Annotated in this window: 20 protein-coding genes; 8 read left to right on the plus strand and 12 right to left on the minus strand. The window is 41.3% G+C overall.

Annotation, left to right across the window (positions count from 1 at the left end):
• Positions 1-11 precede the first annotated feature (11 nt).
• Positions 12-638, plus strand: coding sequence for a trimeric intracellular cation channel family protein (locus tag G7Y45_RS11640; protein WP_005776695.1), 627 nt, complete (start codon positions 12-14; stop codon positions 636-638).
• A 13-nt stretch (positions 639-651) separates the two neighbouring features.
• Here G7Y45_RS11640 and G7Y45_RS11645 read toward each other — a convergent pair whose 3' ends face one another.
• The 3 genes from G7Y45_RS11645 to G7Y45_RS11655 form a co-directional block, all read right to left on the minus strand.
• On the minus strand, positions 652-1,146 hold the full coding sequence (locus G7Y45_RS11645) for a DUF4251 domain-containing protein (RefSeq protein WP_005776696.1): 495 nt from the start codon (positions 1,144-1,146) through the stop codon (positions 652-654).
• A 261-nt stretch (positions 1,147-1,407) separates the two neighbouring features.
• A complete protein-coding gene (locus G7Y45_RS11650; protein WP_165014493.1) occupies positions 1,408-2,376 on the minus strand; it encodes a M48 family metallopeptidase in 969 nt (322 codons plus the stop codon).
• A 21-nt stretch (positions 2,377-2,397) separates the two neighbouring features.
• Complete coding sequence (locus G7Y45_RS11655) at positions 2,398-2,958, minus strand: LemA family protein (protein ID WP_005808774.1); 561 nt, start codon at positions 2,956-2,958, stop codon at positions 2,398-2,400.
• Positions 2,959-3,248: 290 nt separating this feature from the next.
• On the opposite strand from G7Y45_RS11655, the gene G7Y45_RS11660 reads away from it, so the two are divergent.
• The 4 genes from G7Y45_RS11660 (at position 3,249) to G7Y45_RS11675 (ending at position 11,837) form a co-directional block, all read left to right on the plus strand.
• Positions 3,249-3,752, plus strand: coding sequence for an RNA polymerase sigma factor (locus G7Y45_RS11660; RefSeq protein WP_005776700.1), 504 nt, complete (start codon positions 3,249-3,251; stop codon positions 3,750-3,752).
• A gap of 251 nt (positions 3,753-4,003) precedes the next feature.
• On the plus strand, positions 4,004-5,779 hold the full coding sequence (locus tag G7Y45_RS11665) for an oxaloacetate decarboxylase (RefSeq protein WP_005808770.1): 1,776 nt from the start codon (positions 4,004-4,006) through the stop codon (positions 5,777-5,779).
• Positions 5,780-6,548: 769 nt separating this feature from the next.
• Positions 6,549-9,926 carry a SusC/RagA family TonB-linked outer membrane protein gene (locus tag G7Y45_RS11670; RefSeq protein WP_022012210.1) on the plus strand — a complete coding sequence of 1,126 codons (3,378 nt, stop codon included), beginning with the start codon at positions 6,549-6,551 and terminating at the stop codon, positions 9,924-9,926.
• A gap of 21 nt (positions 9,927-9,947) precedes the next feature.
• Positions 9,948-11,837, plus strand: coding sequence for a SusD/RagB family nutrient-binding outer membrane lipoprotein (locus tag G7Y45_RS11675; protein ID WP_005808766.1), 1,890 nt, complete (start codon positions 9,948-9,950; stop codon positions 11,835-11,837).
• A 176-nt stretch (positions 11,838-12,013) separates the two neighbouring features.
• On the opposite strand, the gene mtgA is transcribed toward G7Y45_RS11675, so the two are convergent.
• The 3 genes from mtgA to G7Y45_RS11690 all read right to left on the minus strand — a co-directional run bounded on the left by mtgA (position 12,014) and on the right by G7Y45_RS11690 (position 15,061).
• Positions 12,014-12,760 carry a monofunctional biosynthetic peptidoglycan transglycosylase gene (gene mtgA / locus G7Y45_RS11680; RefSeq protein WP_032536411.1) on the minus strand — a complete coding sequence of 249 codons (747 nt, stop codon included), beginning with the start codon at positions 12,758-12,760 and terminating at the stop codon, positions 12,014-12,016.
• A 128-nt stretch (positions 12,761-12,888) separates the two neighbouring features.
• Positions 12,889-13,563 carry an OmpA family protein gene (locus G7Y45_RS11685; protein WP_005776708.1) on the minus strand — a complete coding sequence of 225 codons (675 nt, stop codon included), beginning with the start codon at positions 13,561-13,563 and terminating at the stop codon, positions 12,889-12,891.
• A gap of 154 nt (positions 13,564-13,717) precedes the next feature.
• Positions 13,718-15,061, minus strand: a complete 1,344-nt coding sequence (locus tag G7Y45_RS11690; protein ID WP_165014494.1) for an MATE family efflux transporter — start codon at positions 15,059-15,061, stop codon at positions 13,718-13,720.
• A gap of 98 nt (positions 15,062-15,159) precedes the next feature.
• Between G7Y45_RS11690 and G7Y45_RS11695 the strand changes: the two genes are divergently transcribed.
• Entirely contained in the window at positions 15,160-16,059 is a 900-nt protein-coding gene (locus G7Y45_RS11695) for a DMT family transporter (protein ID WP_005776710.1), read from the plus strand.
• Positions 16,060-16,072: 13 nt separating this feature from the next.
• Here the strand turns inward: G7Y45_RS11695 and G7Y45_RS11700 are convergent, their stop codons facing one another.
• The 5 genes from G7Y45_RS11700 to G7Y45_RS11720 all read right to left on the minus strand — a co-directional run bounded on the left by G7Y45_RS11700 (position 16,073) and on the right by G7Y45_RS11720 (position 21,046).
• Positions 16,073-17,632, minus strand: coding sequence for a carboxypeptidase-like regulatory domain-containing protein (locus G7Y45_RS11700; RefSeq protein ID WP_165014495.1), 1,560 nt, complete (start codon positions 17,630-17,632; stop codon positions 16,073-16,075).
• A gap of 26 nt (positions 17,633-17,658) precedes the next feature.
• Positions 17,659-18,504, minus strand: a complete 846-nt coding sequence (locus G7Y45_RS11705) for a FecR family protein (protein ID WP_022012207.1) — start codon at positions 18,502-18,504, stop codon at positions 17,659-17,661.
• The gene (locus G7Y45_RS11710) at positions 18,501-19,052 is read right to left on the minus strand and encodes an RNA polymerase sigma-70 factor (RefSeq protein ID WP_005808756.1); all 552 of its coding nucleotides are present in this window, start codon (positions 19,050-19,052) and stop codon (positions 18,501-18,503) included. Before G7Y45_RS11710 ends, G7Y45_RS11705 begins: the two co-directional genes overlap by 4 nt.
• 49 nt (positions 19,053-19,101) lie before the next feature.
• Positions 19,102-20,364: a carboxypeptidase-like regulatory domain-containing protein gene (locus G7Y45_RS11715; RefSeq protein ID WP_032530249.1), complete on the minus strand. Its 1,263-nt coding sequence runs from the start codon at positions 20,362-20,364 to the stop codon at positions 19,102-19,104.
• A 139-nt stretch (positions 20,365-20,503) separates the two neighbouring features.
• Complete coding sequence (locus G7Y45_RS11720; protein ID WP_022012205.1) at positions 20,504-21,046, minus strand: hypothetical protein; 543 nt, start codon at positions 21,044-21,046, stop codon at positions 20,504-20,506.
• A 129-nt stretch (positions 21,047-21,175) separates the two neighbouring features.
• Between G7Y45_RS11720 and G7Y45_RS11725 the strand changes: the two genes are divergently transcribed.
• Positions 21,176-22,546, plus strand: a complete 1,371-nt coding sequence (locus G7Y45_RS11725) for a S41 family peptidase (protein WP_005808750.1) — start codon at positions 21,176-21,178, stop codon at positions 22,544-22,546.
• 600 nt (positions 22,547-23,146) lie between these two features.
• Here G7Y45_RS11725 and G7Y45_RS11730 read toward each other — a convergent pair.
• On the minus strand, positions 23,147-23,989 hold the full coding sequence (locus G7Y45_RS11730) for an aldo/keto reductase (protein ID WP_005776719.1): 843 nt from the start codon (positions 23,987-23,989) through the stop codon (positions 23,147-23,149).
• 402 nt (positions 23,990-24,391) lie between these two features.
• On the opposite strand from G7Y45_RS11730, the gene G7Y45_RS11735 reads away from it, so the two are divergent.
• Entirely contained in the window at positions 24,392-25,165 is a 774-nt protein-coding gene (locus G7Y45_RS11735; RefSeq protein WP_005776720.1) for a class I SAM-dependent methyltransferase, read from the plus strand.
• Positions 25,166-25,242: the final 77 nt, after the last annotated feature.

The following is a 25,242-nucleotide window of genomic DNA, read 5'->3' on the forward strand; positions in this document are numbered from 1 at the left end:
AAACTTGATATATGCCAACAATCTTTCAGATTCCGACCTTTATCCAGATTCTGGAGTTTATCGGGACATTTGCTTTTGCCATTAGTGGCATTCGTCTTGCATCTGCCAAACAGTTTGACTGGTTTGGTGCTTATGTAGCCGGTGTGGCTGTTGCCATTGGCGGTGGTACTATACGTGACGTATTGCTGGACGTTACTCCGTTCTGGATGACGAATCCCATTTATCTTATCTGTTCGGCGCTGGCCCTTCTGTGGGTTATCTTTTTCCGGAAGCATCTGATTCATATGCACAACACGTTTTTTATCTTCGATAGCATTGGGCTTGCATTATTTACGGTAGTTGGTATCAGCAAAACGATCGATTTGGGCTATGCCTTTTGGGTGGCCATCATTATGGGCACAATGACCGGAGCGGCCGGTGGCGTAATCCGCGATGTGTTTATCAACGAGATTCCGTTGATTTTCCGTAAAGAGATTTATGCCATGGCATGCGTTATTGGCGGAGTCATTTATTGGGGACTCGACCGTCTGGGTGTTGATGCTGCTTTAACACAGGTCATCAGTGGCTGTTGCATTTTTGTGGTACGCGCATTGGCTGTGAAATATCAGATCTGTTTGCCTATCCTGAAAGGGGAGTAGACTTATACTAATTTTAGTCCGGCAGTATCAGATCACCGGAGAAGCTGATTGATTCACGATTCTGCATATCGACATCTATGCTGGACGAACCATTAGAATAGATAGTGATTCTAAACTTGAACTGATCTTCGGAGTTTCTGGCGGTGAAGTTTATCTTTGCTGCTCCGCGTTTGCCCATGACCATATTATATTTGTCAATCGGAGCCTTGAACATCAGTCCTTGCCCTCCTCCATAGGGAATAGAATAAGCACGCCCGAAATAGGGTAGTTGTGAAAAGACCGAATCGTTTCGAACTACCACAGAATAAACTGAGGTCAGTGGAATCATATGCCCTCGGCGTGGGTATGCTGTAGATACGTCAATCCGGTAGTTTTCCGATTCGATCAGCTCTTTTACTGTTTGCTCTTTTTGCTCTTTCTTTTCTTTCCGGCTTTGGGCCTGAAGCGGGCAAACTCCTGTTCCGATGATGAGCAACATCAGAAGGATGATACATTTGCTTGTTTTCATATCAATGATTGTTTTTCGGATGTTTACATAAAGATAACGGTCGGAAGAGATAAAATGTATAAAGCAGACAAATGATTTAATATTATTTCGTGTTTACCGGATGGGATTTCACAAAGAATAAAAAAGGAGGGCATGTCAAAACTTACCACAGATTGCACTGATTAACACAGAATGAATTTTAAATCGTCGTTTACATAATGCTTAATCTGTGTAACCTGTGGCGAAGAAGACTTTTGAGTCTATATGGGGAGGATATTTCTGTTAGAACTGTTCCAGAATGGCAATTCGTTTTTCGATTGGCGGATGGGTGGCGAAGAGCCCGCTTAGCCCGCTCAATGCGCTTTTAGCCTGTTTGCCAGGATGTTGTATGAATAACTGCGCTACATCTTCGCGCTCCACAGCTTCTATATCGGGATCTGCAGATATCTTTCTTAAAGCACTGGCCAGAGCCAATGGGTTCTTTGTCATTTCTGCTGCTCCTGCATCGGCCATGTATTCACGTTTGCGGGAGATGGCAAAGCGCATCAGCGTGGCAAAGAAATAGCCGATGGCAGCTACAATCACGGCTAAAACCAAGATGAGGATGGCACCATTGTTTTTATCATTCCGGCTGCGTGTCCACGAAGAGTAATAAACGGAGCGCAGTGCTATTTGTGCCAACATCGAAAAGATGCCTACGAATACAATGGAGATAATCAGCAGTCGGACATCGTGATTACGGATATGTGTCAGCTCGTGTGCAATGACCCCTTCAAGTTCTTCGTCATTGAGTTTCTCGATGATTCCTTTTGATAAGGTGACCGTATAAGTACGTTCGTTAATTCCGCTGGCATACGCATTGAGTGAATTGTCATTGATTATGTTGATTTTAGGCATTTTCATCCCTTGCGACATACAGAGATTCTCCACTAAATTGTAGATGCGTTTATTCTCTTTACGTTCCAATGGTCGTGCCCCTGTAGCGGCTTTGATAATACTGGAATTGGCAAAGTAGGCAATAATAAACCAGACCAGAACGCCTCCTATAATATAAGGAATCAGGTTAATAAACATTTGATTGGTCATTGCCAATGTGTCGTATTGCCCGTAATCATCTGTCACGGTAAAAGTGATGAGCAGGTAGCTGAACAAATAAGTCAGTACTGCCACCAGGCAAGGGAAAAGGAACAGTAAGATGCCGGAACGTAGGTTATTCCGGCTCTGTTGTGTCTGTATTCCGACGTATTGCATGTGTATATACTTTCCTGGGGATTAGAATTTGATTTTCGGGGCTTCTTCCAGATTGGCACGTTGTTCAGTACCCAAATCGAACATCATTTCTTTATGAAAGCCGAACATGTTGGCTATCAAGTTAGAAGGGAATGTCTGTACTGCATTGTTCAGTTCTTTGGTAGCTGAGTTAAAGTAGCGGCGTACGGCAGCCAGTTTATTTTCTACGTCCGAAATCTCTTCCTGCAACTGGAGGAAGTTTTGGTTAGCCTTTAAATCGGGGTAAGCTTCCAAGGTGATTTTCAATCCCGCGAGGGCGGAACTAAGTTGATTCTCTGCTGTAATCTTTTCATCGATTGTTCGGGCACTGACAGCTCCGTTGCGAGCCTGAATGACGCGTTCAAGTGTATCCTTTTCGTGAGATGCATATCCTTTTACTGTATCTACCAATTGCGGGATAAGGTCGTGACGTTGCTTTAACTGTACATCGATGTCGGCAAATGCATTTTCACGGTTGTTTCTCAGTTTTACCAGCGAGTTGTACATGGAAGCAATGATAATGGCGAGGATGACTACAATCCCCAAAATGATAAGTAAGTTCATAATTCTTTTGATTCTTAACGTTGTTAAACTTGATCCAAAGGTATGTGATTCAGTCTCTATTTACAAAAAGCGCATAATAAAAAACATTAATTATCAAACAAACCTCTCGAAGTGTATTGAATCCTTTCTGAAATAACACCCAAAAACTGTCAAATAGCACCCAAAAACTATCATTTGATAGTTTTTACCCCAAAGATTGGTGAAATTTACCCTACTGAAATCTAAAATAAGCCTTAAACTTGCATCATCGAGAAAGAAACGAAATATTAACCGCTTAAAAACCGCAACGTATGAAAAGTTTAAGTTTTAGAAAAGACCTGATAGGAGTACAAGAAGAGTTACTCCGTTTTGCTTATAAACTCACAGCCAATCGCGAAGAAGCCAATGACCTGTTACAAGAAACTTCATTGAAAGCATTAGATAATGAAGATAAATTTATGCCGGATACTAATTTTAAAGGCTGGATGTATACAATCATGCGCAACATCTTTATTAATAATTACCGCAAAGTTGTGCGTGACCAAACTTATGTAGACCAAACCGACAACCTCTTCCATCTGAATCTCCCGCAAGACTCCGGATTTGAAAGTACCGAAGGAGCCTATGACTTGAAAGAAATGCACCGTGTAGTAAATGCGTTGCCTAAAGAATATAAAGTACCGTTTTCAATGCATGTTTCCGGATTTAAATATCGTGAAATAGCTGAAAAATTAGAATTGCCACTCGGTACGGTTAAGAGCCGGATCTTTTTTACCCGGCAGAGACTGCAACAGGAATTGAAGGACTTCGTTTAATTAAGGTGATACTGATTATAATTAGAAAGATTGATTTTTAGATACTGATTTAGTGTAGATTTTTAGTTGTGCAAAAGAAGGAGTAAGCGAGGGAACCCCTCCTTGCTCCTTTGTTTTTGTGACAATATGATATATAACATATCTTTTATGGAAACTTTTTAAGGTTGATTTTTGTCTTTATGTCAGATATCTCAGTATATTTGTAATGACAAGTTAACCTATGAATGTGAAATCACTTATAACTTACGGCAATGAAAAAGGAAATTAAATTCAGTCTCGTATATCGGGACATGTGGCAGTCGTCCGGTAAATACCAACCCCGTGTCGACCAGTTAGTACGAATTGCACCTTTGATTATTGAAATGGGATGTTTTGCCCGTGTGGAAACCAATGGAGGAGCTTTTGAGCAAGTCAACCTGCTCTATGGTGAAAATCCTAACAAAGCAGTACGGGCTTTTACCAAACCCTTCAATGATGCCGGAATACAAACCCATATGCTCGACAGGGGACTAAACGGTTTGCGGATGTATCCTGTTCCTGCCGATGTCCGTCGGTTGATGTATAAAGTCAAGCATGCTCAAGGGGTAGATATAACCCGTATTTTTTGTGGATTGAATGAAGTGAGGAATATTATTCCTTCTATACACTATGCGCTTGAGGGGGGAATGATTCCACAAGCGACTTTGTGTATTACCTTCTCGCCGGTACATACGGTGGAGTATTACACAGCCATTGCCGACAAACTGATTGAGGCCGGTGCTCCTGAAATCTGCCTGAAAGATATGGCGGGAGTAGGACGTCCTGTCATGTTAGGGCGATTGACGAAAGCTATAAAAGAGCGTCATCCTGAAGTCTTGATTCAATATCACGGGCATAGTGGTCCCGGATTATCAATGGCTTCCATTCTTGAAGTTTGCGAGAATGGTGCTGATATTATTGACGTAGCCATGGAACCCATATCCTGGGGTAAAGTTCATCCGGATGTGATCTCCGTACAGGCCATGTTGAAAGATGCCGGTTTCCGTGTTCCTGAGATCAACATGAAAGCATATATGAAAGCACGTGCCATGACACAGGAATTCATTGATGATTTCCTCGGCTATTTCATGGATCCGACCAACAAGCATATGTCTTCATTATTGTTGAAATGTGGTTTACCGGGTGGGATGATGGGGTCTATGATGGCCGATCTGAAAGGAGTACATGCCGGTATCAATATGATACTTCGGAATAATAATCAACCTGAGCTCAGCATCGACGATCTGCTTGTGATGCTGTTCGACGAAGTAGAATATGTGTGGCCCAAGTTGGGCTATCCTCCGTTGGTGACTCCATTTAGCCAGTACGTGAAGAACGTGGCATTGATGAACGTAATGGCACATGTGAAGGGTGAGGAGCGTTGGAGTATGATAGATAATAATACCTGGGGGATGATTCTGGGGAAAAGCGGACGTTTGCCCGGACCTTTGGATCCCGAAATTATAGCTTTGGCAAAAGAAAAAGGATATGAATTTACGGATGAAGATCCACAGAAGAATTACCCTGATCAGCTTGAAGAGTACCGGAAAGAAATGCTGGAGAATGGATGGGAATTCGGACCTGACGACGAAGAACTTTTTGAACTGGCTATGCATGACAGGCAATATCGTGACTATAAGTCGGGGGTAGCTAAAAAAAGGTTTGAAGAGGATTTGCAACGTGCCAAAGATGCGGCATTAGTCAAACAAGGTTTCTCTGAAGAAGACGTGAAGAGAATGAAGCGTGCCAAGGCGGAACCAATAACCGCGATGGAAAAAGGAAGAATCATTTGGGAAATTGATGTGGAGTCACCTTCTATGCCTCCGGAAGTAGGGCATAAGTATGAGCCGGATGATGTATTCTGTTATATTGCCACTCCGTGGCATACTTATGACAGGGTATTGGCCAACTTTAGCGGACGTATCATTGAGGTGTGTGCCAAACAGGGTGCTTTGGTCAATAAGGGAGATGCATTGGCTTATGTAGAAAGATGTGAAGAACCGGCATAACGTTTAAAAGTTGTATTGTTATAGAGTGGATAAGGACTGTTCCCGGTGTAAACCGGGGCGGTCCTTGTTTTTTTGCCCTTTCCTCAAGTTAGATGCCTATTTTCTGTAAGTTGTCTGGTCAATTAAAGAAAGTCTGATAGCTATATTTGACTGTCATATTTGCTATAATATTTGATTTCGGTTAGATATTACATTTGTAATATCCTGTTTGGGTAGAAATCTATTGATTGTTTTTCGTAGTTAGTAAATAAATATTGGTTTTATATTCAAAAAAGAAATAAGGAATCTTTTCTAAGCTTTTAAGTATGGATAGAACTTTTACTTGTAAATAGTGATCAAACCTTATGGATGAAGTTAATCTGAGAAATGACATATACATCTCAAACCCATCTTGGGCGAGTAGAAAAACATATAAGCTAAGTTCTCTTAGAACTCAGTTCTTGGATACATTATAGGCACTTCTATAGGGATTCTGGTGGCTGTTAATTGCCGAAGGGGAAAAAGTAGAAATTAGTATTTAAAAATATTATAGTATATTTATTGTATTTTGATACTTTATATCTATATTTACTCCGCAAAATAAGATTGGCAACTCCTTATTTTAGAATATACAACTAAATCTCATTGACAAATGTAAAATTACGCTGCAATAAAGAGGTTAATATTGTATATAATTTACGTTTTTCAAGAATAACCAAGTTCTAAGAGAACTATAATCTTTATTATAACCTAAATTAACACATATTGTTTAACTAAAAAAGAAAAATGAATGAATAACTCGAAAATTATCAATGTGAGATTGATGAAGAAAATGTTCGTGCTTGTTCTGTCTTTTTTATCTGTTACTGCTTTTGCGCAGAATATAACAGTGAAAGGAATTGTAAAAGATGGAACCGGTGAACCGATTATCGGAGGGAGTGTACTTGTTAAAGGTTCATCAAATGGTACAGTGACAGATATTGATGGCAATTACACCTTATCTAATGTTCCTGTAGAAGGAGTCTTGGAATTTTCTTATATCGGTATGAAGAAACAGGATGTAAACGTAAAAGGTAAAACCGTTATTAATGTTGTGCTTCAAGAAGATACCCAGATATTGGACGAGGTTGTAGTGACAGCTTTAGGTTTGAAACGTGAACAGAAAGCTTTGGGATATGCAGTGACCGAGGTCAAAGGAGACGATTTAAAAGCTGCCAATACGATTTCTCCGGTGGCTGCTTTACAAGGAAAAGTGGCCGGTGTCGAGATTCGTCAGTCGGATGGAGGTATGTTCGGAGCTACAAAAATTCAGATTCGTGGCGCCTCTACCTTGAAAGGCAATAACCAGCCTATTTATGTCATTGATGGGGTTATCCTTGATAACTCGACTTCCGGAAATACAACAATGGACTGGGATGCCGGAAACAATAACGCAAATGATTATGGAAATGAATTGAAGAATTTAAATCCGGATGACTTTGAAACAGTTTCGGTACTGAAAGGTGCAGCTGCGACTGCACTTTATGGTTCGCGTGGTCTGAACGGCGCTGTAGTAATTACTACCAAATCGGGTAAAGGCTTTAAAGGTTTCGGAGTTTCCGTATCTCAAACATTTGGTATCGATCATGCTTACAGAACACCGGATATCCAGACTGAATATGGAGTAGGGGTAATGCCTGGTTGGAAAGACACGGACAACAATGGCTCTGTATGGGATCCTTTTCAGTTTAAACTTGATGATAAAGGAGACCGGACCTTGATTGGTGCGGGTAGTTACGGGTGGGGACCTAAATATGATGGTCAGCCGATCCGTAATTATGACGGTACTTGGACCAACTATTCACCTCATAAGGACAATATGCTGGACCTGTATCAATTGGGACTGAACTCCAATACGAATGTGGCTATTCGCGGTGGGAATGATAAAACATCATATTACACCTCTCTTTCTTATAAAAAAGCAAGATCTACCAGCGAAAAAAATACATTCGAACGTTATTCGTTTTTGTTGAAAGGTTCGCATAAGATCAGTGACCGGGTGGAGGTTTCGGCAGCTATGAGTTTTACTAATTCGAATCCGAAGAACTCTCCGAGAACGGTGGGAGAACGTTTCGTCAATCCGAACGGCACCATTATGACTCCGATGCTGGATGTGAATTATTTCCGTGATAAATATCTGGGTGAGCATGGTGGACTGGCATCTACAAGCTATGGTGATAAGTATGGTTCTGTTCCTGGACGTGATCTGTTTTTCATGATTGACAAATACGATTATTCTCAGAAAGAGACCGTAGTTCGCCCCCAGATGGAAGTGAACGTACAGATTCTGGATTGGTTGAGATTTAAGGCCGATGCTAATATGAACTACTATTATACTAAATTTGAAGAAAAACAGTTGGGTAGTGGATATGCAAATGAAGGCGGTAAGTACACAATGGGGCAAACTACGAAAGAGCAAGCTACTTTTGGCGGAACATTTACTGTCAATAAGCAGATAAAAGATTTCAGTGTAGGTGGTTTTGCGCGGTACGAATACTATACGAGCCGTTCGGAGGCATACAAAGTATATACAGATGGTGGTATGGTAGTACCGGGACAGTGGTTTGTCGATAACTCAAAGAATCCTAAAAAGTCGGAAGCCAGCATCTCGAATACTAAGCGAATGATGTCTGCTGTTTTTGCCCTGAATCTGGGATGGAAAAATCAAGTTTATTTAGATATAACGGGGCGTAATGACTGGTCTTCTTCTTTGGTATATCAAAGCGGAATGGGTACTTATTCTTATTTCTACCCATCAGTATCCGGCTCATGGCTGCTTAATGAAACATTTGATTTGCCGCGTTGGATCACTTTTGCCAAAGTACGTGGGTCGTGGGCACAGGTCGGTAACGATACCGATCCCTATTATGTGAATTCGGTATATGGTTTTGGAACCAAAGAAATGTATGATGGCAATATCTATGTGAACACTCTGGATAAAACAATGAAGAGTCTGAAGTTGAAGCCGGAACGTAAGAATGCTTGGGAGATTGGTCTGGACTTGCGTTTGTTTGATAGCCGTTTGAATTTTGACGTTACCTATTATAAGGAAAATACGAGGGATCAGATTATGTCGATTGAAGTTCCTGCTATTTCGGGTGTCAACACTCAGTTGATAAATGCAGGTAATATTCAGAATAAAGGTATTGAGATTGCTGTAAACGCCACTCCATATAAAAACAAGGATTGGCAGTGGGATGTCGCAATGACTTATACAAAGAATAAAAATACTATTATTTCATTACATGAAAACGTAGCCGATTACATTGCGCTGAGCGGTTATGCTAATGATTACGATTACCATATCGGTTCGGTTGCCAGAGTAGGTGGTGACTACGGATTGTTGATGTCTGACATTCTCCCTGCCAAAAATGACAAAGGAGAAACACTGTTGGAATGGGACGACAGTTGGAGAGGGGCTTATGAAGCACGTAGCGGAAAAGTACAGGAAGTGGGTAAAATGACTCCTGACTTTTTAGGGTCCTTATCCACTACGCTGTCCTGGAAAAACCTTAGTTTGCATATTGCTACTGATATGCGTTTTGGCGGGTTGGTAGCCTCTTATTCCAACTTGTATGGCACACAGGCCGGATGGATCAAGAGTTCTTTGAAATGGCGTGACCCTGAACATGGTGGCTTGTCTTGGACCAGTCAGTATGGCGATAGCAAAGGTATCTCTTATGGTGATGGTGTTATCCCTGACGGAGTATTTAAGAACGGTACGTTCGCAACACTTGTAGACGGAACTAAAATGGATGTAAGTGGTATGTCCTATAAACAGCTGGTGGCAGAAGGAAAACTGGAACCCACACATGCCGGAACTTATCATGTGAATCGTGCGGCTTGGGGACAGAATACAATATTCGACACTTGGGTACATGAGTTGAATTACATTGCGTTGCGTGAGATCACATTGTCGTATCGCTTTCCGAAATCGGTGGCAAGTAAGTTTGGCGCTCAGGGATTGGGGTTGAGTTTCTCTGCACGCAATCTGGGATATCTGTATAATTCATTACCTAACCATCTGAATCCTGAGAGTGTCCGTGGTAATACGGCTTCTGAGTTCCGTATCCGTGGTTATGAACCTTATACGGCTAACTATATGATGACTGTTAATTTAGATTTCTAAACCTTTAATGTGATATTTAGTATGAAACGAATAATGAAAAAATATCTATATCTTGCAGCTATGACTGTTGTAGGTACAGGGTTCCTGATGTCGTCTTGTAAAGACGAGTTTGCCGGGCAGAATACCGATCCCTCTACAGTTTCTAAACCTAACGTACGCTATTTATTTACTCAATGTGCCATGAGTTTTCAACCGGCCGATTATCTTCAGTGGTTTGCCGGCTTCGATGCAATGTCTACCTGGGTACAGGCAACTGCAGCGGGAGGTGGAAACTCCAGCAAGTTGAATGTGGTAACTCAAACCGGCTGTGGCTATCAGGTCAACGAAGTGCTTCGTTATACCAATGAAATAAAGTATCAGATCAGTTTGATGCCGGATGACGAGAAGGAAAAGTATGAATATATTGCTTATCTATGTAACCCGATGTTGGTATATCTGGGACTTGAAGACTCGGACATGTATGGTTCCCGTCAGTACTCAGAAGCAGAAATGGCTCGCTACGGTGGGACTCTGACTCCGAAATACGATACGCAGGAAGAATTGTTTGAGCTTTGGTTGAAACAGCTTGACGAAACGATTAACTATCTGAAAGAAAAAAATCCGCAGGACGTGCTTGGTGCCCAGGATTTTATTTATAAAGGAAAGCTTGACAAATGGGCCAAACTGGCTAATTCATTGAAGCTTAGAATTGCTGCCCGTCTGATTAATAAAGACAAGGCCCGTGCAATTGCCATTGTGAATGAAGCTGTCCAGAATCCGGCCGGTCTTATTTTATCCCTTGATGATGATTTTGTTTTCAATAAAGGTAAGAGAGATAATAATTGGAACAATGATATTTCCGTTGGTGCAGGAACCAAGCAGTTGATCGATTTTATGGTGAGCAATCGCGATCCACGTCTGTTCTATTTCTTCCAGAAGAATGATTATAACTCTAATGTAGTTCAAGGTTTCTTTGATCAGAAAAGAGCCTTACCATTTTATGTAGAGGCCAATGTGAATTATACGGTCGATGCTGACGGAAAGAAACATTTTGAGAGCTGGAAGGCTCCCGGAGAGCCTTGGGTACGCTATTATGGGGTTCCTTGTCAGGTGGATATCAATAAAAAGGATGAATATAAAGATTATTTCGATCCCAACAACGAGTTGTTCTATTTGCTGAGCAAAGACGATGCGAAAAAGACCTATACTCCGATTGCTTACCGGAATACAGAAAATATTAAAGGTTTGCTTATTTACACGTTCCCCGATGTGCCCGATGTAGCTCCTGTACAGGATAAGGAAGAGTACGGATGGTATGGTTTGTATTTCTCTGCGGGTGAAACAAACCTTTTGTTGGCGGAGTTCAAATTGTTAGGAGCCAATCTGCCGATGACCGCACAACAGTATTTGAACGCAGGCGTGGAAATGTCTGTCCGCGGTTATGATTTTGTTGCCGGTAAGAATCATATTCCTTACTATGATAAAACCTATGCGAACGATGTACATGATAAAACAATCAGTCTGAAGGAAGGTATGATTGATGAAATGCTGTCACATGATGCTTACCACTTGACCGGTGATCTGAATAAAGATCTTGAGAAGGTTTATATTCAGCAATACATTCATTATCTGATGCTTCCGATGGATATGTTTGTTACTGCTCGCCGTTCGGGAGTACCGATGAAGAATAGTACCTTGTTACCATATCAGGACTTCGATCCGTTATTGGGCGACCAGTACGTAATTCCACGACGCTTCCCGGTAAGTAAACCTCTTGATTCTGATTTGCTCCGTGACATTACGATTGCAGCTTATCAAGCACAGGGATATACGTATGAGGGCGAAATGAGTAATTCGCCTGTAACGTTGAGCAAAGAACGTGTTTGGTATGATAAAGAGGCACCGGCTTTTGGTACGGGACCTCAACAGTAATTTCCTGTTTCACATAAATCTGAGGCTGCTTCTATTCACAGAGGCAGCCTTCTTTATTATTCTTATATTATTTTATTTTAAGGAGTTTTTTCTCCGTATACATGATCTGAGACTTTTGAGCTATTATTGAACAATGTTTCTGTGATCAAATTAATCGTCTTTTTATTTTAAAGTTGTTATTTTTTCTTTTTCTTATTTTGAGGGCTTTTCGTATCTTTTCCTTGCTCTTTTTTCTTATCGGCAGAAGGGAATTTTGGAACCAGATTCATCAGACGCAGAATTTGCCCCTGACGTCGTTTGATATAAGGTGAAGGGCGTGCCGAATCAAATCGTATTGGGTTGGGTAAAGTAGCTGCAATTAGGGCACATTGTCCCCTGGTGAGTTTGGCGGCTGTAGTTTTGAACTTATATTTAGCTGTTGCCTGTGCGCCATAAATGCCTTTACCCATTTCGATGGAGTTTAGGTAGACTTCCATAATCCGTTCTTTCGACCAGCATCTTTCGATCAGAAACGTAAAATATACTTCGAATCCTTTTCTTATCCATGAAGATTGAGGCCAAAGAAAAACGTTTTTTGCAGTTTGCTGGCTGATGGTACTGGCGCCCCGTTTCTTTTTCCGGGTTTCGTTTTCTTTCATCGCTTTCTTGATTTCTATCATATCGAATCCGTTGTGTGAAGCGAAGCGATTGTCTTCGGAAGCAATCACAGCCATTGGCAGGCTGGGAGAGATTTTATTAAATGGTATCCATGTATGTTTGCATATCACTTTTTCTCCGGAAGTGAGTTGCTGAACAGAACGGATAATCATTAACGGAGTGACATATACCGGTACGAATCGATAGAAAATGACTGCGCCGATCGAGGAGATAAAAAAGAAGAGGATCAGGTTACGCAGAATGCGAAAGGGTTTCCGGAGTTTCATTGTGTGTGATATTGTTGGTTCGGTATACGAATGTGCCAATGTACCGATTTTATATATCCTCCATCATTCAGGATTAATCAGTATATTGGCACATGGCATAAAACACCTATGGGTGCGTTATGAAATTATTATTTACCAGCCTCAGCGTTTTTAATCATTTGCTCACTGGCGTACATGAATATTTCTACACGACGGTTTTGTTCAGGTGTTTCAGCTTCGTTGTACTGCGAATAGCCTACACCTTCTACCTTTTTGAATTGATAAGGTTTAACACCACAAGACTGAAGGTAATTTTCTACTGCATATGCACGGTTGGAAGATACTTTCTGATTGGCTTCATAAGTACCTACTTTGTCTGTATGACCGATAATGGCTACGTCGACTGTTGGATCTTCTTTCAGAATATTGGCAAATTCAGCTAAAGATTGTTTGGATGCTGCGCTCAGTGCGGAAGAATTGAATGCAAAAAGTATTCCTGACGGGAAAGTTACTTTTACAGCAGCCAGTCCGTTGTTATCAGTAACCTGTTCCACTTGCGCATCTTTAATTTTTGCAGCTTCAGCAGCTTTTTTGTCCATTTTACGACCAATCAACACACCTGCTCCGGCACCTACGGCAGTACCTACTGCCGCACCTATGGCTGCACCTTTTCCTTTACCGGCAATACCACCGATAATAGCTCCCAAAGCAGCTCCCGAACCACCTCCGATGACACCGCCTTTAGCTGTATTGTTCATGCTTCCACAACTTCCGAAAACGAGGGCCATGCTCAGAAACAAAGCCATAAATTTAATCTTCTTCATAATTAAGCTCTTTTTATATAGTTAATAATTAAATGGATACCTCCATTTTATAAAAACATGGCAAATATACAGATTATTTGGTTAGCCTGTCATTTGCCTTGTAAAAAAAACAAGAAGGTATATACTTTTGTTGCCTGAGTTGAACAATTTCTTTTCAGACTACGGGGCGTGACAGTACTTTTCGTTTAATCAGAGCAAACCACCCTGCCAATATCAGTCCTTTAGCAACTGTAGTGACGCACACGGCCCACCAAATGCCTTCTACACCCATGCCCATACGGACAAACAGAATAGCGAGTGGAATACGCATATAGTTACATGTAATACTGATGATGGCAGGCGGAATTGTTCGTCCGATGCCATAGAATACTCCTTGTGTCGTGATTTCAAGCATCATGAAGAGCTGTGAATAGCCATCGATACGGAGAAAAATACCACCGGCCTCATAGGCAACCTGCTCGGGGACAAAAAGTGCAAATACTTCGTTCCCGAAAAAGACGAATAGTAAGGTACAAAGGGTACCGAAAACCGAAGTCATCAACAAAGTCGTATGCCATGACTTTATTACGCGGTCTGTTCGTCCGGCTGCATAATTTTGGGCGATAAAAGCACTCAGGGCTGTGGAGAATCCCTGCGATGTATTCCAGGTAATGGCTTCTATTTGTCCTCCGGTCGTAAAAGTCATCAGTCCGATGTGCCCTCCTTGTTCGGATGCAGTACGGCAAAGGAACATATTGACGAAAGCAAACAGAGTATTGAGAGTAGCTACCGGTAGCCCCAGTTTCAGGATGCGATGGGTGTATTTCTTTTTTAGCCGCGTGAAAAACGGGAACCGTTCCAACAAAGCATCTCTGCAACGTAATTGGTAGATGAAAATGCCGAATACTGCTGCCTGTGAAATCCAGGTAGCATAGGCCGCTCCGTTGGTACCCAATCCGAAACCGAAAATGAAAAGTGGGTCGAGGATAATATTAAGTAATAATCCGGTGCCACTGATATAGAATGGGATTTTGCTTCTTCCAGCCGCATTATAAATACCGGTGAAGGCCGCCGAAAGAAATATGAAAGGCAGTCCGGTAGAAATGATGCGCAGATAAGCAATTGCATTTTCGGTGATGTGTGCTTCCAGCTCGTAAATGCCGATGATGGGACGGGCGAATAGAAAGAGCAGTCCGCCCCAGCAGAGTGAAATAACAAGTGCAATGGTAATGTTGTGCGAAGCAAAACAACGGGCATCTTCGTAATTTTGTGCACCTATGGATTGTCCGACACTAACCTCAGAACCTACTTTATTCAATAGAGAAATGGAACCGGACATCCATGTAAGAATGCCTACTGAGCCTACGGCAGCGACGGCTTCACTTCCGAGGCGTCCTACCCAGGCCATATCTGTCAGGCTATATGCCATCTGGATAAAGGAGGTTGCCATAATGGGCATGGCCAGGTTGAACAGTTGTCTGTTGATAGGACCTTGAGTCAGATTCTTGATTCCTTGCATAATGGTATTTTTGTGGAAAATGAATGGCAAAGATACGATTTTCTTCCGTCTGCAATCCTTATCTTTGCGGAGAAAATTTTATAGCAAATCGGGCAAATATGAAAACAACTTTAAAAACGGCCGGATGGTATCACGTGATGGCGGCGGTGACGGTAATGATATGGGGAACTACGTTTGTTTCTACCAAGGTCCTGATAAAATATGGTCTGTCGCCTGTCGATATTCTGTTCTACCGTTTTTTATTGGCATATATCTGTATCTGGTTTTTCTCTCCCCGTGTGTTACGGGCCAAAAGTTGGCAGGACGAACTGCGGTTTGTGGGGCTTGGATTGTGTGGAGGCTCACTCTATTTTGTTGCCGAAAACACTGCGTTGGGGATGACGCTTGCTTCAAATGTATCACTCATTATCTGTACAACTCCTGTCTTAACAGCGCTGCTGGCTCCTTTCTTTTATAAAGGTGACAAATTGAAGGCCCGTTTGGTAGGTGGCTCTTTGATAGCACTCATTGGAGTGGGACTGGTTGTGTTCAATGGCAGTTTCATTCTGCAGCTTAGTCCGGTTGGCGATATTCTGACTCTGGCGGCAGCATTGATGTGGGCTTTCTATTGTTTACTTCTCAGGCGGATGAATACTCATTATCCAACGTTGTTCATAACACGGAAGGTTTTCTTTTATGGTCTGCTGACCCTTTTACCTCTCTTTTTTGTCTCTCCTTTGCAGATGGATACACATATTCTTTTCCAACCGGTCGTTGTTTTAAACCTGCTTTTTCTGGGAGTGATTGCTTCGATGCTGTGCTACATTATGTGGAATACGGCAGTGAAACAATTGGGAGTGGTTTGCACTACCAGTTATATTTACGTTGTTCCGCTTATTACCTTACTGACTTCTGCTATCGTGATTGACGAGACAATCACGATAGTTGCTCTATTGGGATCGGCATTGATTTTAAGTGGAGTCTATATTGCCGAACGAGGAGTAGGCAAGAAAAAGTAGATCTGTATGGTCTTCAGTTTTCGGTCTCTTCTATTTTTGAAGAAATTTTCTCGATGGCTTCACTTAACTTTTTTTCGGGAGGAATTATATTGAAATCCTCCCAAAAATCTTTGTCGTATACAAATGGAGTTTCTGCAAAAATGGTATGTGTAGCCAGTCGGTCACTGTAAGCGAAACGGCTGACATTGCCCGTTTCTATCTTACAAGTGACCATTTCAAACCAAGTATGCAGGTTTGTATTGCTGAGCCATTTGTTCCTTTGTTTTATCTTGAAGTGTAAGTCTCCACGGACATGGTGGATGTAATACGTTTGATTCCAGGGCTTATAAGATACCGTATAGACTACCTTTTGTGGAATGATCCGGATATTGCGGCTTCTTTTTTCTACCAGCATGTTGGCGGCTTTGTGTATATACCGGGGAATCAATTCGAATCGTGCGCGTAGCAGGGCACCATCTTCAGGATCGATATAGAGTTCTCCACAATAGTATGGGGTCTTGATGCCCGGATGTTGTTTGAAGTAGATCACGTTGGCAAGCCGGTTATCGATTACGGCAAGATCGCTGGAAGTATAAACGTATACACACTCTTTGGAGTCCGGAAGTAGGAAATCGGGCAGACTCTTGATAAGATCCAATTCGATACAGGCGTGGATACCCGATTTCATTTTAGCAATTAAAGTGTCTTTTACGGCTTGGTTGGTGATGCGTCGCATTTTCAGTAACTTCACCTGATCAGCCTTCTCCGGATCGTCCGAAGGAGCTTTGTATATCTTGAAGATTCCTTCTGTCAGACTGACAAACCGATTCTTTTGTTCGATTCCTTCTCTGTAAAAAGAAGTCAGGTAGACAGGATTTTGTGAGTAATTCTTTTTTCGCAAATTGAGCATTTCTCTCAACAGGCGTACCGGGTTGACAATACGTACAATAACCTCCTGCAAAGGAATTACTTTGGGTTCTAATGCAAAAGTACCGCTTCGTCCGGCAAGGAGGGAAGCGTCCGTCGTTTGTGGCACATAGCCCAGATGTGAAAAGTGAATCCGCCTGTTTTGGAGAGAGTCGGGCAGATTAAGTCTGAAACTTCCATTTTGATTGCTAACGCTGCCGATAGAGGTTCCCTGCACACTTACGGTAGCATAGGGAATCGGTTCTCTGGAGAGTTGGTCTATTAATATTCCCTCAAGGGTGAAAAAGAATGTGCTGTCTTTGTGCGAGCTTGCTTCCCGTTCAGTTGTTGCTATGGTTTCCGGTTGGTTGATAATAATGTGCTTATCCACAGAGCGGAGTTGAAGACTGTCGCTACCGATGATGTCATAAATGGCCTGACGTACGGTTCGTTTTCCGCCTTTTAATTTTATCTTACGTTCATTGTCAATCAGTTTGCTGTCATAGATAAACAGATATCCTGTCTCTTCTGTTATTTTGGCCAAAGATTGATAGACTGTTGCTTCAGTTCTTGGAAGCCGGATGATGCGGTCGAAGATACCGGAGCCGTCTGCTTTCACCCGAACTGCCATAAACAATAGCAGACAAGTGAATAAATATTGCAGGGAGAGACTTTTCAAAGTTTTCATTTCTTTTTCTTCTTTAAGTTCCGGAGCTACTTAGTAAGAGTGATTACATTATGCTTACGTGTACACTTCAGGTTCAGTGCCATGCTAATTAATTCGGCCATTTTTTCAGGGGAGTCATCCGAAAAAGAAACTGTCAGCAAATGTTCGTCCAATTCCGGGGAACTCTCTAAATGGATCTCTGACTGGCGTAGATTAATGGCATGCAGGATATTGTCCAGCCGTTCGTCTTTAAAGCACATCTTTTGCATATAACGGGCAAACTGTTTGGAATCTTTGGTTGCAGTCAGGTGCCATTTATTCTGTAATAAAGTGGCAGTTTCTCCTGCTTTGACGTGTATTTCTTGTCCGTTCTGTTTTTGAGTGACTTTTACTTCGCCTCGCTGGACGGATAACTCAAATGGAGAATTACCACTGTTTTTTACATGGAAGGCTGTACCTATCACCTCAATCTGTACTTTTCCGGTTTCAATGAAGAAAGGACGTGCACGATTGCCCGCTACATCAAAAAGGGCATTCCCTTTTAGGCTTACCTCTCTTCTTTTTTCAGAAAAGTGTTTAGGATATTGCAATGAGGTTTGTCCGGAAAGATAGACTACAGAACCATCTTCAAGAGTGGTGACCAGTATGTTCTCTTCTTTATTGGCCTTGACCAGTAACTCACCGGTAGATGGTTGGCTGTCGGTTCGTAATGTTATGGGCAGATAGATACATAGGAATATGATTGCTGCAATCGATATTGTGCTGATCCATACAACCGGACGTATGGCGGAGCTGTGCCCCTCGGCAGGTAGCAGCCCATCTGTCTCCAGGCGATTATATAACTTGTTCCACGCCCGGTCTGTTTTGATCTTGTTTTTTTCTATTCGATTCATGATGTCTGAATATAGTTCTCAATTTCTTTTCGTAATGTTTGGAGTGCCCGGGTCATTTCTTTCTCCACAGTCTTCACCGATAGTGAGAGGAGGGAAGCTATCTCAGAGTACTTCTTTCCTTCTGTATGGTGCAGACGAAAGATCTGGAAACGGCGCTCCGGTAATTTTTTAAGGGTTTTGTCTATCAGCTGTTGCAGTTCTTTGTATTCAATCTGTTCCTGTGGATCGGCTGAAGCCACATTTTCCGGAATAGATAGAACCGCATCCTGATAGCGTTTTCTTACGTCTTGGTGTTCGCAGTACTGGATGGAACGGTTGCGTACAGACCGATAGAGATAACTCTTGATAGAATGAAAGATTTCAAGTTTTTCACGGTCTTTCCAGAGTACATAGAACAATTCTTCAACAATTTCTTCTGCTACGTCTGTTTCTCCCGTTATGCTGGCGGCGTACAGGCAAAGCGGAGTATAATATTGGCGGAATAATGTTTCAAACGCCTTTATATTTCCTTCTTTTATTTGAGTGAGTACGAATACGTCGTTCAGCATATCGGGGGTATTGGGAGTTAGAATTCGTCAAAGATACTAAAAAAAGTGGTTACTGTTTCTGTTGCTTTTTCAGTTTGTTTACCGCATGTTCCAATGATTCGGTGGGTTCTATGATGTTATAAGTTCCCCAGAAGTTGTCATTGGTAAAGTTATCCACTTTGTCGGAAAATACATGGTTTTGTTTGAAAGCGACTTTATAGGGAATGGCTGTTATGTTGTTTTCTTCCCTGTCTGTCACTACCATTTCCGATAAGATCGTGTAATTGGTAGAAAAGAGTTTGCGTTTCCAGTCACATTTGAAACGAATGTTGTTCCGGATATAACTCAGATAAGTAACGTCTCCCTGATTCTTGTACGATACCAGGTAGGATACTTCTACCGGCTTGAAATGCAGTCCGAAAGGTTTTTTCCTCAGAATAGCTTGAGTCGCCTTGTTTTTGTCATCCATACTGAGATTGAACTCTGCCCGCGTGAACGAAAGGCGTTCCTTGTCAATATAGAGTGTACCATAGCACAGAGGATAAGACAACTTTACTTTAGGGCGGAAACTGATGACATACTGTGACCGGTCACCGATGCTGGTCGGGTCTTCCATACGAAATTCGTAGAACAATAAATCTTCTTTAGCCAACAGGCAATCAGGGTTCTTTACTACATCAATATAAATGGCCATATTGGGACCTCCAAGTAATTTTACAGCCAGTGTATCGCTTTGCTTTTGGCTTAGCAGTCTGCGCCCTTTGGAAATCTGAACCCGGTCTCGTTCGGCTGTTTCATTGTAGGGTGTTTTATAAATGTCTATTACGGCTTCCGATATATTGATATACCGTCGTCCTTTTTGGGCAATTTCCCTGTAGAATCCCTTGAGCATATTGCTTTTCGGACTGTAGTTGGCTGGAATCTTGCGAAGTGCTTCTTCCACAATGCTTCGTGGATCTCTGGCCCGTACCAGAATCTCGCTGAGTAAGTTGGCATAAGGAGAGAGCCAAATGGTCTGTTCCGTGAGGCTTTCTCCTTTCAGGGGGATTCGGGCATTGAGATAACCGATATGCGAAACTTCTATGTCTTTAGCTTGAATCGATTCGGGAATTTTTAAAGAGAACTCTCCGTCAGTATTGGTGATGGTACCGATATTACTTTCCGGTATCGAGACATTGACATGCTCCAGCTTCTTTTTATTCGATTTATCCTTGATTACGCCACTGACTATCGTATATTTTTCCACATTGTCCTGTGCTGCCAGTGGAATAACACCCGACAGAATCAAAACTGCCAGTACACATCCGATTGATTTTATCCATTGCGTTTTCATCTTTTTCAGAGTTTAAAGGGTGAATAATAGTTTGCTTCCTATACATAAGATCGTTCAAACAGAGAATACCCTACGAGTTTCTGGAGAAAAATGAAAAAAACTTCAATGAAGAGTGTTTTTCAGGGATAATCTAATCGTTTTACTTCAAAATCTCGTTCAAATCTTTAGTGAGACATCCCCATTTGAATTCATGGTTAGGTGTCAGATAAGGGTACTTGGCATAAGAATTGCGGGTGACAACTTTAAATCTTACTATTTGCTCTCCTCTGATCCAACCATAAAAGCCAACTTCTTTTCTGTTGAAGTCTACCCACCCTACAACGACGTAATCTTTTGTTTCGGGGTGCTGTTCCTGTGGATAACCATAGGTCCAGTTGTCGGATGGAGGATTGGCGGTTGTTTTCTTTGCCACTTTGATATCTATTTTGGCATCGTTTACTTTTACGTCAAATTCATCGGTATGATGGGATTGGAAGTCTGTATGATCCAATTCGAATGGAATTCCCAGATTACTTAAATGTTGTTGGAATGCTAACTCTCCGATGCAGCCTAACAGAGCTTTATCCAATCTCTCTTTATCGGATAACCTGAAACGTGAATAAAGTCCGTTTTCTATCATTTTTTCAGCTTTGGCTTTTGCCAATGCAACCGTTTGATCAAAATTTAAATTTTGTACAATCATAGTAATAAGGTGTTTTGTATTTTATATCCGGTTATTGAATGAAAGCAAAGATAGTTTTTTTATATCGTAATAGTGGTATGAAAGCTAAGTATTCACTACATTTGCGCAGATTATGATTGCTGATAGATTATGAAAAGAGGAAAACTATTGATACTTCCCTTATTGGGAACCCTTATACTGACAAGTCTTTTTTCCTGTGGTGTAGACCGCTGGCCGGAATATTATCCGGAGACGGGACGTGACATTTGGATAGATAGTGTGATGCGTCAGGAGTATTTATGGTATAAAGACATGCCTTCACCTGCCGCTCCGGATTACTTTCAGGAGCCGGCAGAATTTCTAAAAAAGGCTGTTGCTTCCATGGATAAGGGCTTCAGTAATATTGACTCTCTGCTTGACGAGCCTATCCCAAGCTATGGCTTCGACTATAGCTTATATAAAGTGCTTGATAACGATACGGCTTATAATGCTCTGATTTCTTATGTTGTTCCAGGGTCACCGGCCGAAGAGGCCGGATTGAAGCGTGGGCATTGGATTATGATGCTGGATGGAGATTATATCACCAAAAAGGTAGAGCCGGAATTGCAACAAGGAGGTGTCCGGACGCTTCAAATAGGTGTATATAAAGAGGTAGTTGGGGAAGATGGCAAAACAACTGGTAGTGTCGTACCGATAGGGGACACAACGATATCTGCTTCACGTTCTTTGACCGATAAGCCTGTCCATTATTTCGATGTTATCCCTTGGGATGGAAAAACGGTTGGGTACCTGATGTACAATGAGTTTAAAGCGGGATCAACAGCGGATAGCCAGGCCTATAATGACGATTTACGGAAAGTTTTCCGGAAATTCCAGACAGATGGTGTAAATGAGTTTGTGTTAGATCTCCGATATAACACCGGTGGCAGTTTAGATTGTGTACAGCTGCTCTGCACTATGCTTGCACCGGCTGATAAAATGAATCAATTGCTTGCTTTATTGAGGTATAATGATAAACGTGTAGAATCGAATCAGGATCTGACGTTCAATCCGGAACTTATCCAGTCGGGTGCAAATCTCAACTTATCTACTGTTTATGTATTGACTACCAATGCTACGAGAGGAGCTGCGGAGATGGTTATCAATTGCCTTAACCCTTATATGAAGGTGATATTGATAGGAACTCAAACTGCGGGAGAATATGTTGCTACAGAGCCTTTTGTTCATCCTACGGATCGGTTCATCCTGAATTTAGCTGTATGTAATGTATTCAACGTACAAGAAAAATCGGATTATGTCAACGGTTTCAAACCTGCATATGAATATAACGAGGATTCTTATTTAAGCACTTATCTGCCTTTTGGTAATACGAATGAGACATTGCTGAGTGTAGCATTGAAAACAATGAGTGGTGTATCGGAAAACGGAGGAGGAGAGGGAACAACACGTATGGTTGTAACGAAGAGACTTATGAAATTCCATCCTCGCCGCGGATTGACTTTGGGAATATCGGAAAAGTAATCTGTCATTTTGTATTTTAGAAATGCGGAGAGACGTTTCTTTACGGACTGACGATGACAAATAGAATAAAAACGCGTGGATTTTGCAATAGCATAATTCATGCGTTTTGCATTTGGGAAATATTGTGCCCACGATGAAGGGCAATTGACGAATGTTGTAATAAAATTGAATGCTGAAATAGCGGAATGGTTCCAAAATGCTATTCTCCAGATGTTCATCTATAGTTGAATTCTGGAAGAAAATTGCCTTTTTTTGGTTCGGTTTATCATTTTTCTCACGACTTGACCTTGTTTTGCTTTCTGAAATTAATATCCTGAAAACAGAAAGTTAACTTTCTGTTTTCAGGATATTAATTTTCTCTTGATAAGAAGTTCGTTCTTTATTTTTACGATGTTAACTTCTTGTTAACGACTTCCGGCTTTCATCCTATAAATATGCGGAATATTTGCATCTTACTTGCCGATTCATTCCTGTTTCGCTGTTTTTTGAAAAATGAATAGTTAGTCAAAATGGACTTTCTACGATTTTCTGATCAGGATCTGAGGATATTGCTTGTATAATGTCAATCGTCAAGTGTAGATACAGATATATACTTTGCAGCTATTTCACATAGTTAATCAGCCATTTTACCATTTCCGGATCATAATGTGAGAAGAATAGACTTTTTTCATTGTCAAGTGCGGCTATAACCGTCATTTCTCTTTCTGTCAAACTGAAGTCAAAGACATTGAAATTCTCAATCATACGTTCTTTATGTGTAGACTTGGGTATTACTACTATGCCACGCTGGATTAAGAAACGTAGAGCAACTTGTGCAACCGACTTTCCATATTTGACACCAATGGCGGCCAAAGTCCCGTTGGTGAAAAAATCATTTCGACCTTCGGCAAACGGTCCCCAAGCCATTAGTTCTGTGCCGTATTCCTGCATGACTTCCTGTAGTTTTCTTTGTTGATTGAATACATGGGTTTCCATTTGATTCACCGCTGGCTTTATCTCGCAGAATTCTGCCAGATCGACAAAGCGGTCGGGATAGAAATTGCTGACTCCGATAGCTCGCACTTTACCTGTTTTGTTTGCTTCCTCCATGGCGCGATAAGTGCCATAATAATCATTGAAAGGTTGGTGAATCAAAAGCAAATCGATATAGTCGGTTTGCAATTTTTGCAGAGATTCCTCAATAGATGCCTTTGCTTTTTCGTAGCCTGCATTCGATATCCAAACTTTCGTAGTGATAAATAGATCTTTGCGGGGAATGTTTGATTTTCGGATGGCATTTCCCACGCCTTCTTCGTTTCCATAGGCTTGGGCTGTATCGATCAGCCGATACCCTACACTGATAGCATCTGATACGCATCTTTCACACTCTTCGGGAGTTACTTGATATACTCCGTACCCTAAAATCGGCATTTCAATGCCATTGTTCAGTTTTACATATTCCATAATCATATATTATTAGATTACACATTTACCGGCATTAGACTGATCATTCAGTTGTTTTTGCCTTTTTGATTCAAATGCAAAAATAGTCGGTTTTGTTCGTTGATATAGGATATGGATTACAGCTTTTATTACCTTTATTACGGATTAAAAAGTATTATTGCATTATGTTTACCAGATGGTTTGAAAACACTTATAAGATAAACTTGTTCCAACTGTTGTCATAATAAAAATTGTGGTTATCTTTGCGTTCTACTAAAAAAGTTTGGATGTTTAAACTTAAGAAGGATTCCGTGAAGTAAATAACCTTTTAAACGTAAGTTTGAGGTTATGCTGCAATTCTGGCTCAGGCATATTTTTTGTCTGAGATATTTTCATATATATACATTAATAAATTAAAGCATCATGAATAACGATAATAAATCAATTCACGAATTCGATTTCGATTTAATCTGCGAATATTTCTCAAGTATAAAACGACAGGGGCCTGGCAGTCCTGAAGTGACCATTAAAGCTCTTAGTTTTATTGAGGATCTGAACGAAAATTCTCGTATAGCTGATCTTGGTTGTGGTACAGGCACTCAGACAATGACATTAGCCGGGCATACATCCGGACAAATCATAGGTTTAGATTTGTTTCCTGCTTTTATAGACATTTTCAACTACCATGCCAGTCAGTTGAGCTTACAAGATCGGGTAAAGGGAATTGTAGGTTCAATGGACAATCTTCCATTCAGTAGAGAAGAGTTGGACTTGATCTGGTCCGAAGGAGCAATTTATAATATAGGTTTTCAGCATGGGCTGAAAGAGTGGTGGCAATATTTGAAAATAGGGGGCTATATCGCTGTCTCAGAAGTTTCCTGGTTTACTGATAAACGGCCTGCCGAGATTAATGATTTCTGGATGGATGCTTATCCTGAGATAGATACTATTCCCAATAAGGTTGCCCAAATGCAAAGGGCCGGGTATATCCCTGTTGCCTGTTTTATTTTACCTGAAAACTGTTGGATAGAACATTTTTATACTCCACAAGTAGAAGCCCAGGAGAATTTTCTGAAAAAATATGCCGGTAATAAAGCTGCTGTGGATTTTATTGCCAACCAGCGTCATGAGACCCAACTTTACTATAAGTATAAGGAATATTATGGGTATGTGTTCTACATAGGAAAGAAAATCTGATGTTCCTGTCAAAAAGTTAAAGAGGCTCTAAAGGTTATTATTATGGTATTGATAAATACCTTTAAAAGGATTGGGAA

The sequence above is a fragment of the Bacteroides sp. ZJ-18 genome (genome assembly GCF_011038705.2).
GTDB classification, from domain to species: domain Bacteria; phylum Bacteroidota; class Bacteroidia; order Bacteroidales; family Bacteroidaceae; genus Bacteroides; species Bacteroides hominis.

Coding starts and splice junctions, on each gene's coding strand:
- G7Y45_RS11695 (WP_005776710.1), top strand. CDS start 15,160: ATGAAAACAACTTTAAAAACGGCCGGATGGTATCACGTGATGGCGGCG.
- G7Y45_RS11640 (WP_005776695.1), top strand. CDS start 12: ATGCCAACAATCTTTCAGATTCCGACCTTTATCCAGATTCTGGAGTTT.
- G7Y45_RS11650 (WP_165014493.1), bottom strand. CDS start 2,376: ATGCAATACGTCGGAATACAGACACAACAGAGCCGGAATAACCTACGT.
- G7Y45_RS11670 (WP_022012210.1), top strand. CDS start 6,549: ATGAATAACTCGAAAATTATCAATGTGAGATTGATGAAGAAAATGTTC.
- G7Y45_RS11710 (WP_005808756.1), bottom strand. CDS start 19,052: ATGCTGAACGACGTATTCGTACTCACTCAAATAAAAGAAGGAAATATA.
- G7Y45_RS11700 (WP_165014495.1), bottom strand. CDS start 17,632: ATGAAAACTTTGAAAAGTCTCTCCCTGCAATATTTATTCACTTGTCTG.
- G7Y45_RS11730 (WP_005776719.1), bottom strand. CDS start 23,989: ATGGAATATGTAAAACTGAACAATGGCATTGAAATGCCGATTTTAGGG.
- G7Y45_RS11660 (WP_005776700.1), top strand. CDS start 3,249: ATGAAAAGTTTAAGTTTTAGAAAAGACCTGATAGGAGTACAAGAAGAG.
- G7Y45_RS11645 (WP_005776696.1), bottom strand. CDS start 1,146: ATGAAAACAAGCAAATGTATCATCCTTCTGATGTTGCTCATCATCGGA.
- G7Y45_RS11705 (WP_022012207.1), bottom strand. CDS start 18,504: ATGAATCGAATAGAAAAAAACAAGATCAAAACAGACCGGGCGTGGAAC.
- G7Y45_RS11715 (WP_032530249.1), bottom strand. CDS start 20,364: ATGAAAACGCAATGGATAAAATCAATCGGATGTGTACTGGCAGTTTTG.
- G7Y45_RS11655 (WP_005808774.1), bottom strand. CDS start 2,958: ATGAACTTACTTATCATTTTGGGGATTGTAGTCATCCTCGCCATTATC.
- G7Y45_RS11725 (WP_005808750.1), top strand. CDS start 21,176: ATGAAAAGAGGAAAACTATTGATACTTCCCTTATTGGGAACCCTTATA.
- G7Y45_RS11665 (WP_005808770.1), top strand. CDS start 4,004: ATGAAAAAGGAAATTAAATTCAGTCTCGTATATCGGGACATGTGGCAG.
- G7Y45_RS11675 (WP_005808766.1), top strand. CDS start 9,948: ATGAAACGAATAATGAAAAAATATCTATATCTTGCAGCTATGACTGTT.
- G7Y45_RS11685 (WP_005776708.1), bottom strand. CDS start 13,563: ATGAAGAAGATTAAATTTATGGCTTTGTTTCTGAGCATGGCCCTCGTT.
- G7Y45_RS11735 (WP_005776720.1), top strand. CDS start 24,392: ATGAATAACGATAATAAATCAATTCACGAATTCGATTTCGATTTAATC.
- G7Y45_RS11720 (WP_022012205.1), bottom strand. CDS start 21,046: ATGATTGTACAAAATTTAAATTTTGATCAAACGGTTGCATTGGCAAAA.
- G7Y45_RS11690 (WP_165014494.1), bottom strand. CDS start 15,061: ATGCAAGGAATCAAGAATCTGACTCAAGGTCCTATCAACAGACAACTG.
- mtgA (WP_032536411.1), bottom strand. CDS start 12,760: ATGAAACTCCGGAAACCCTTTCGCATTCTGCGTAACCTGATCCTCTTC.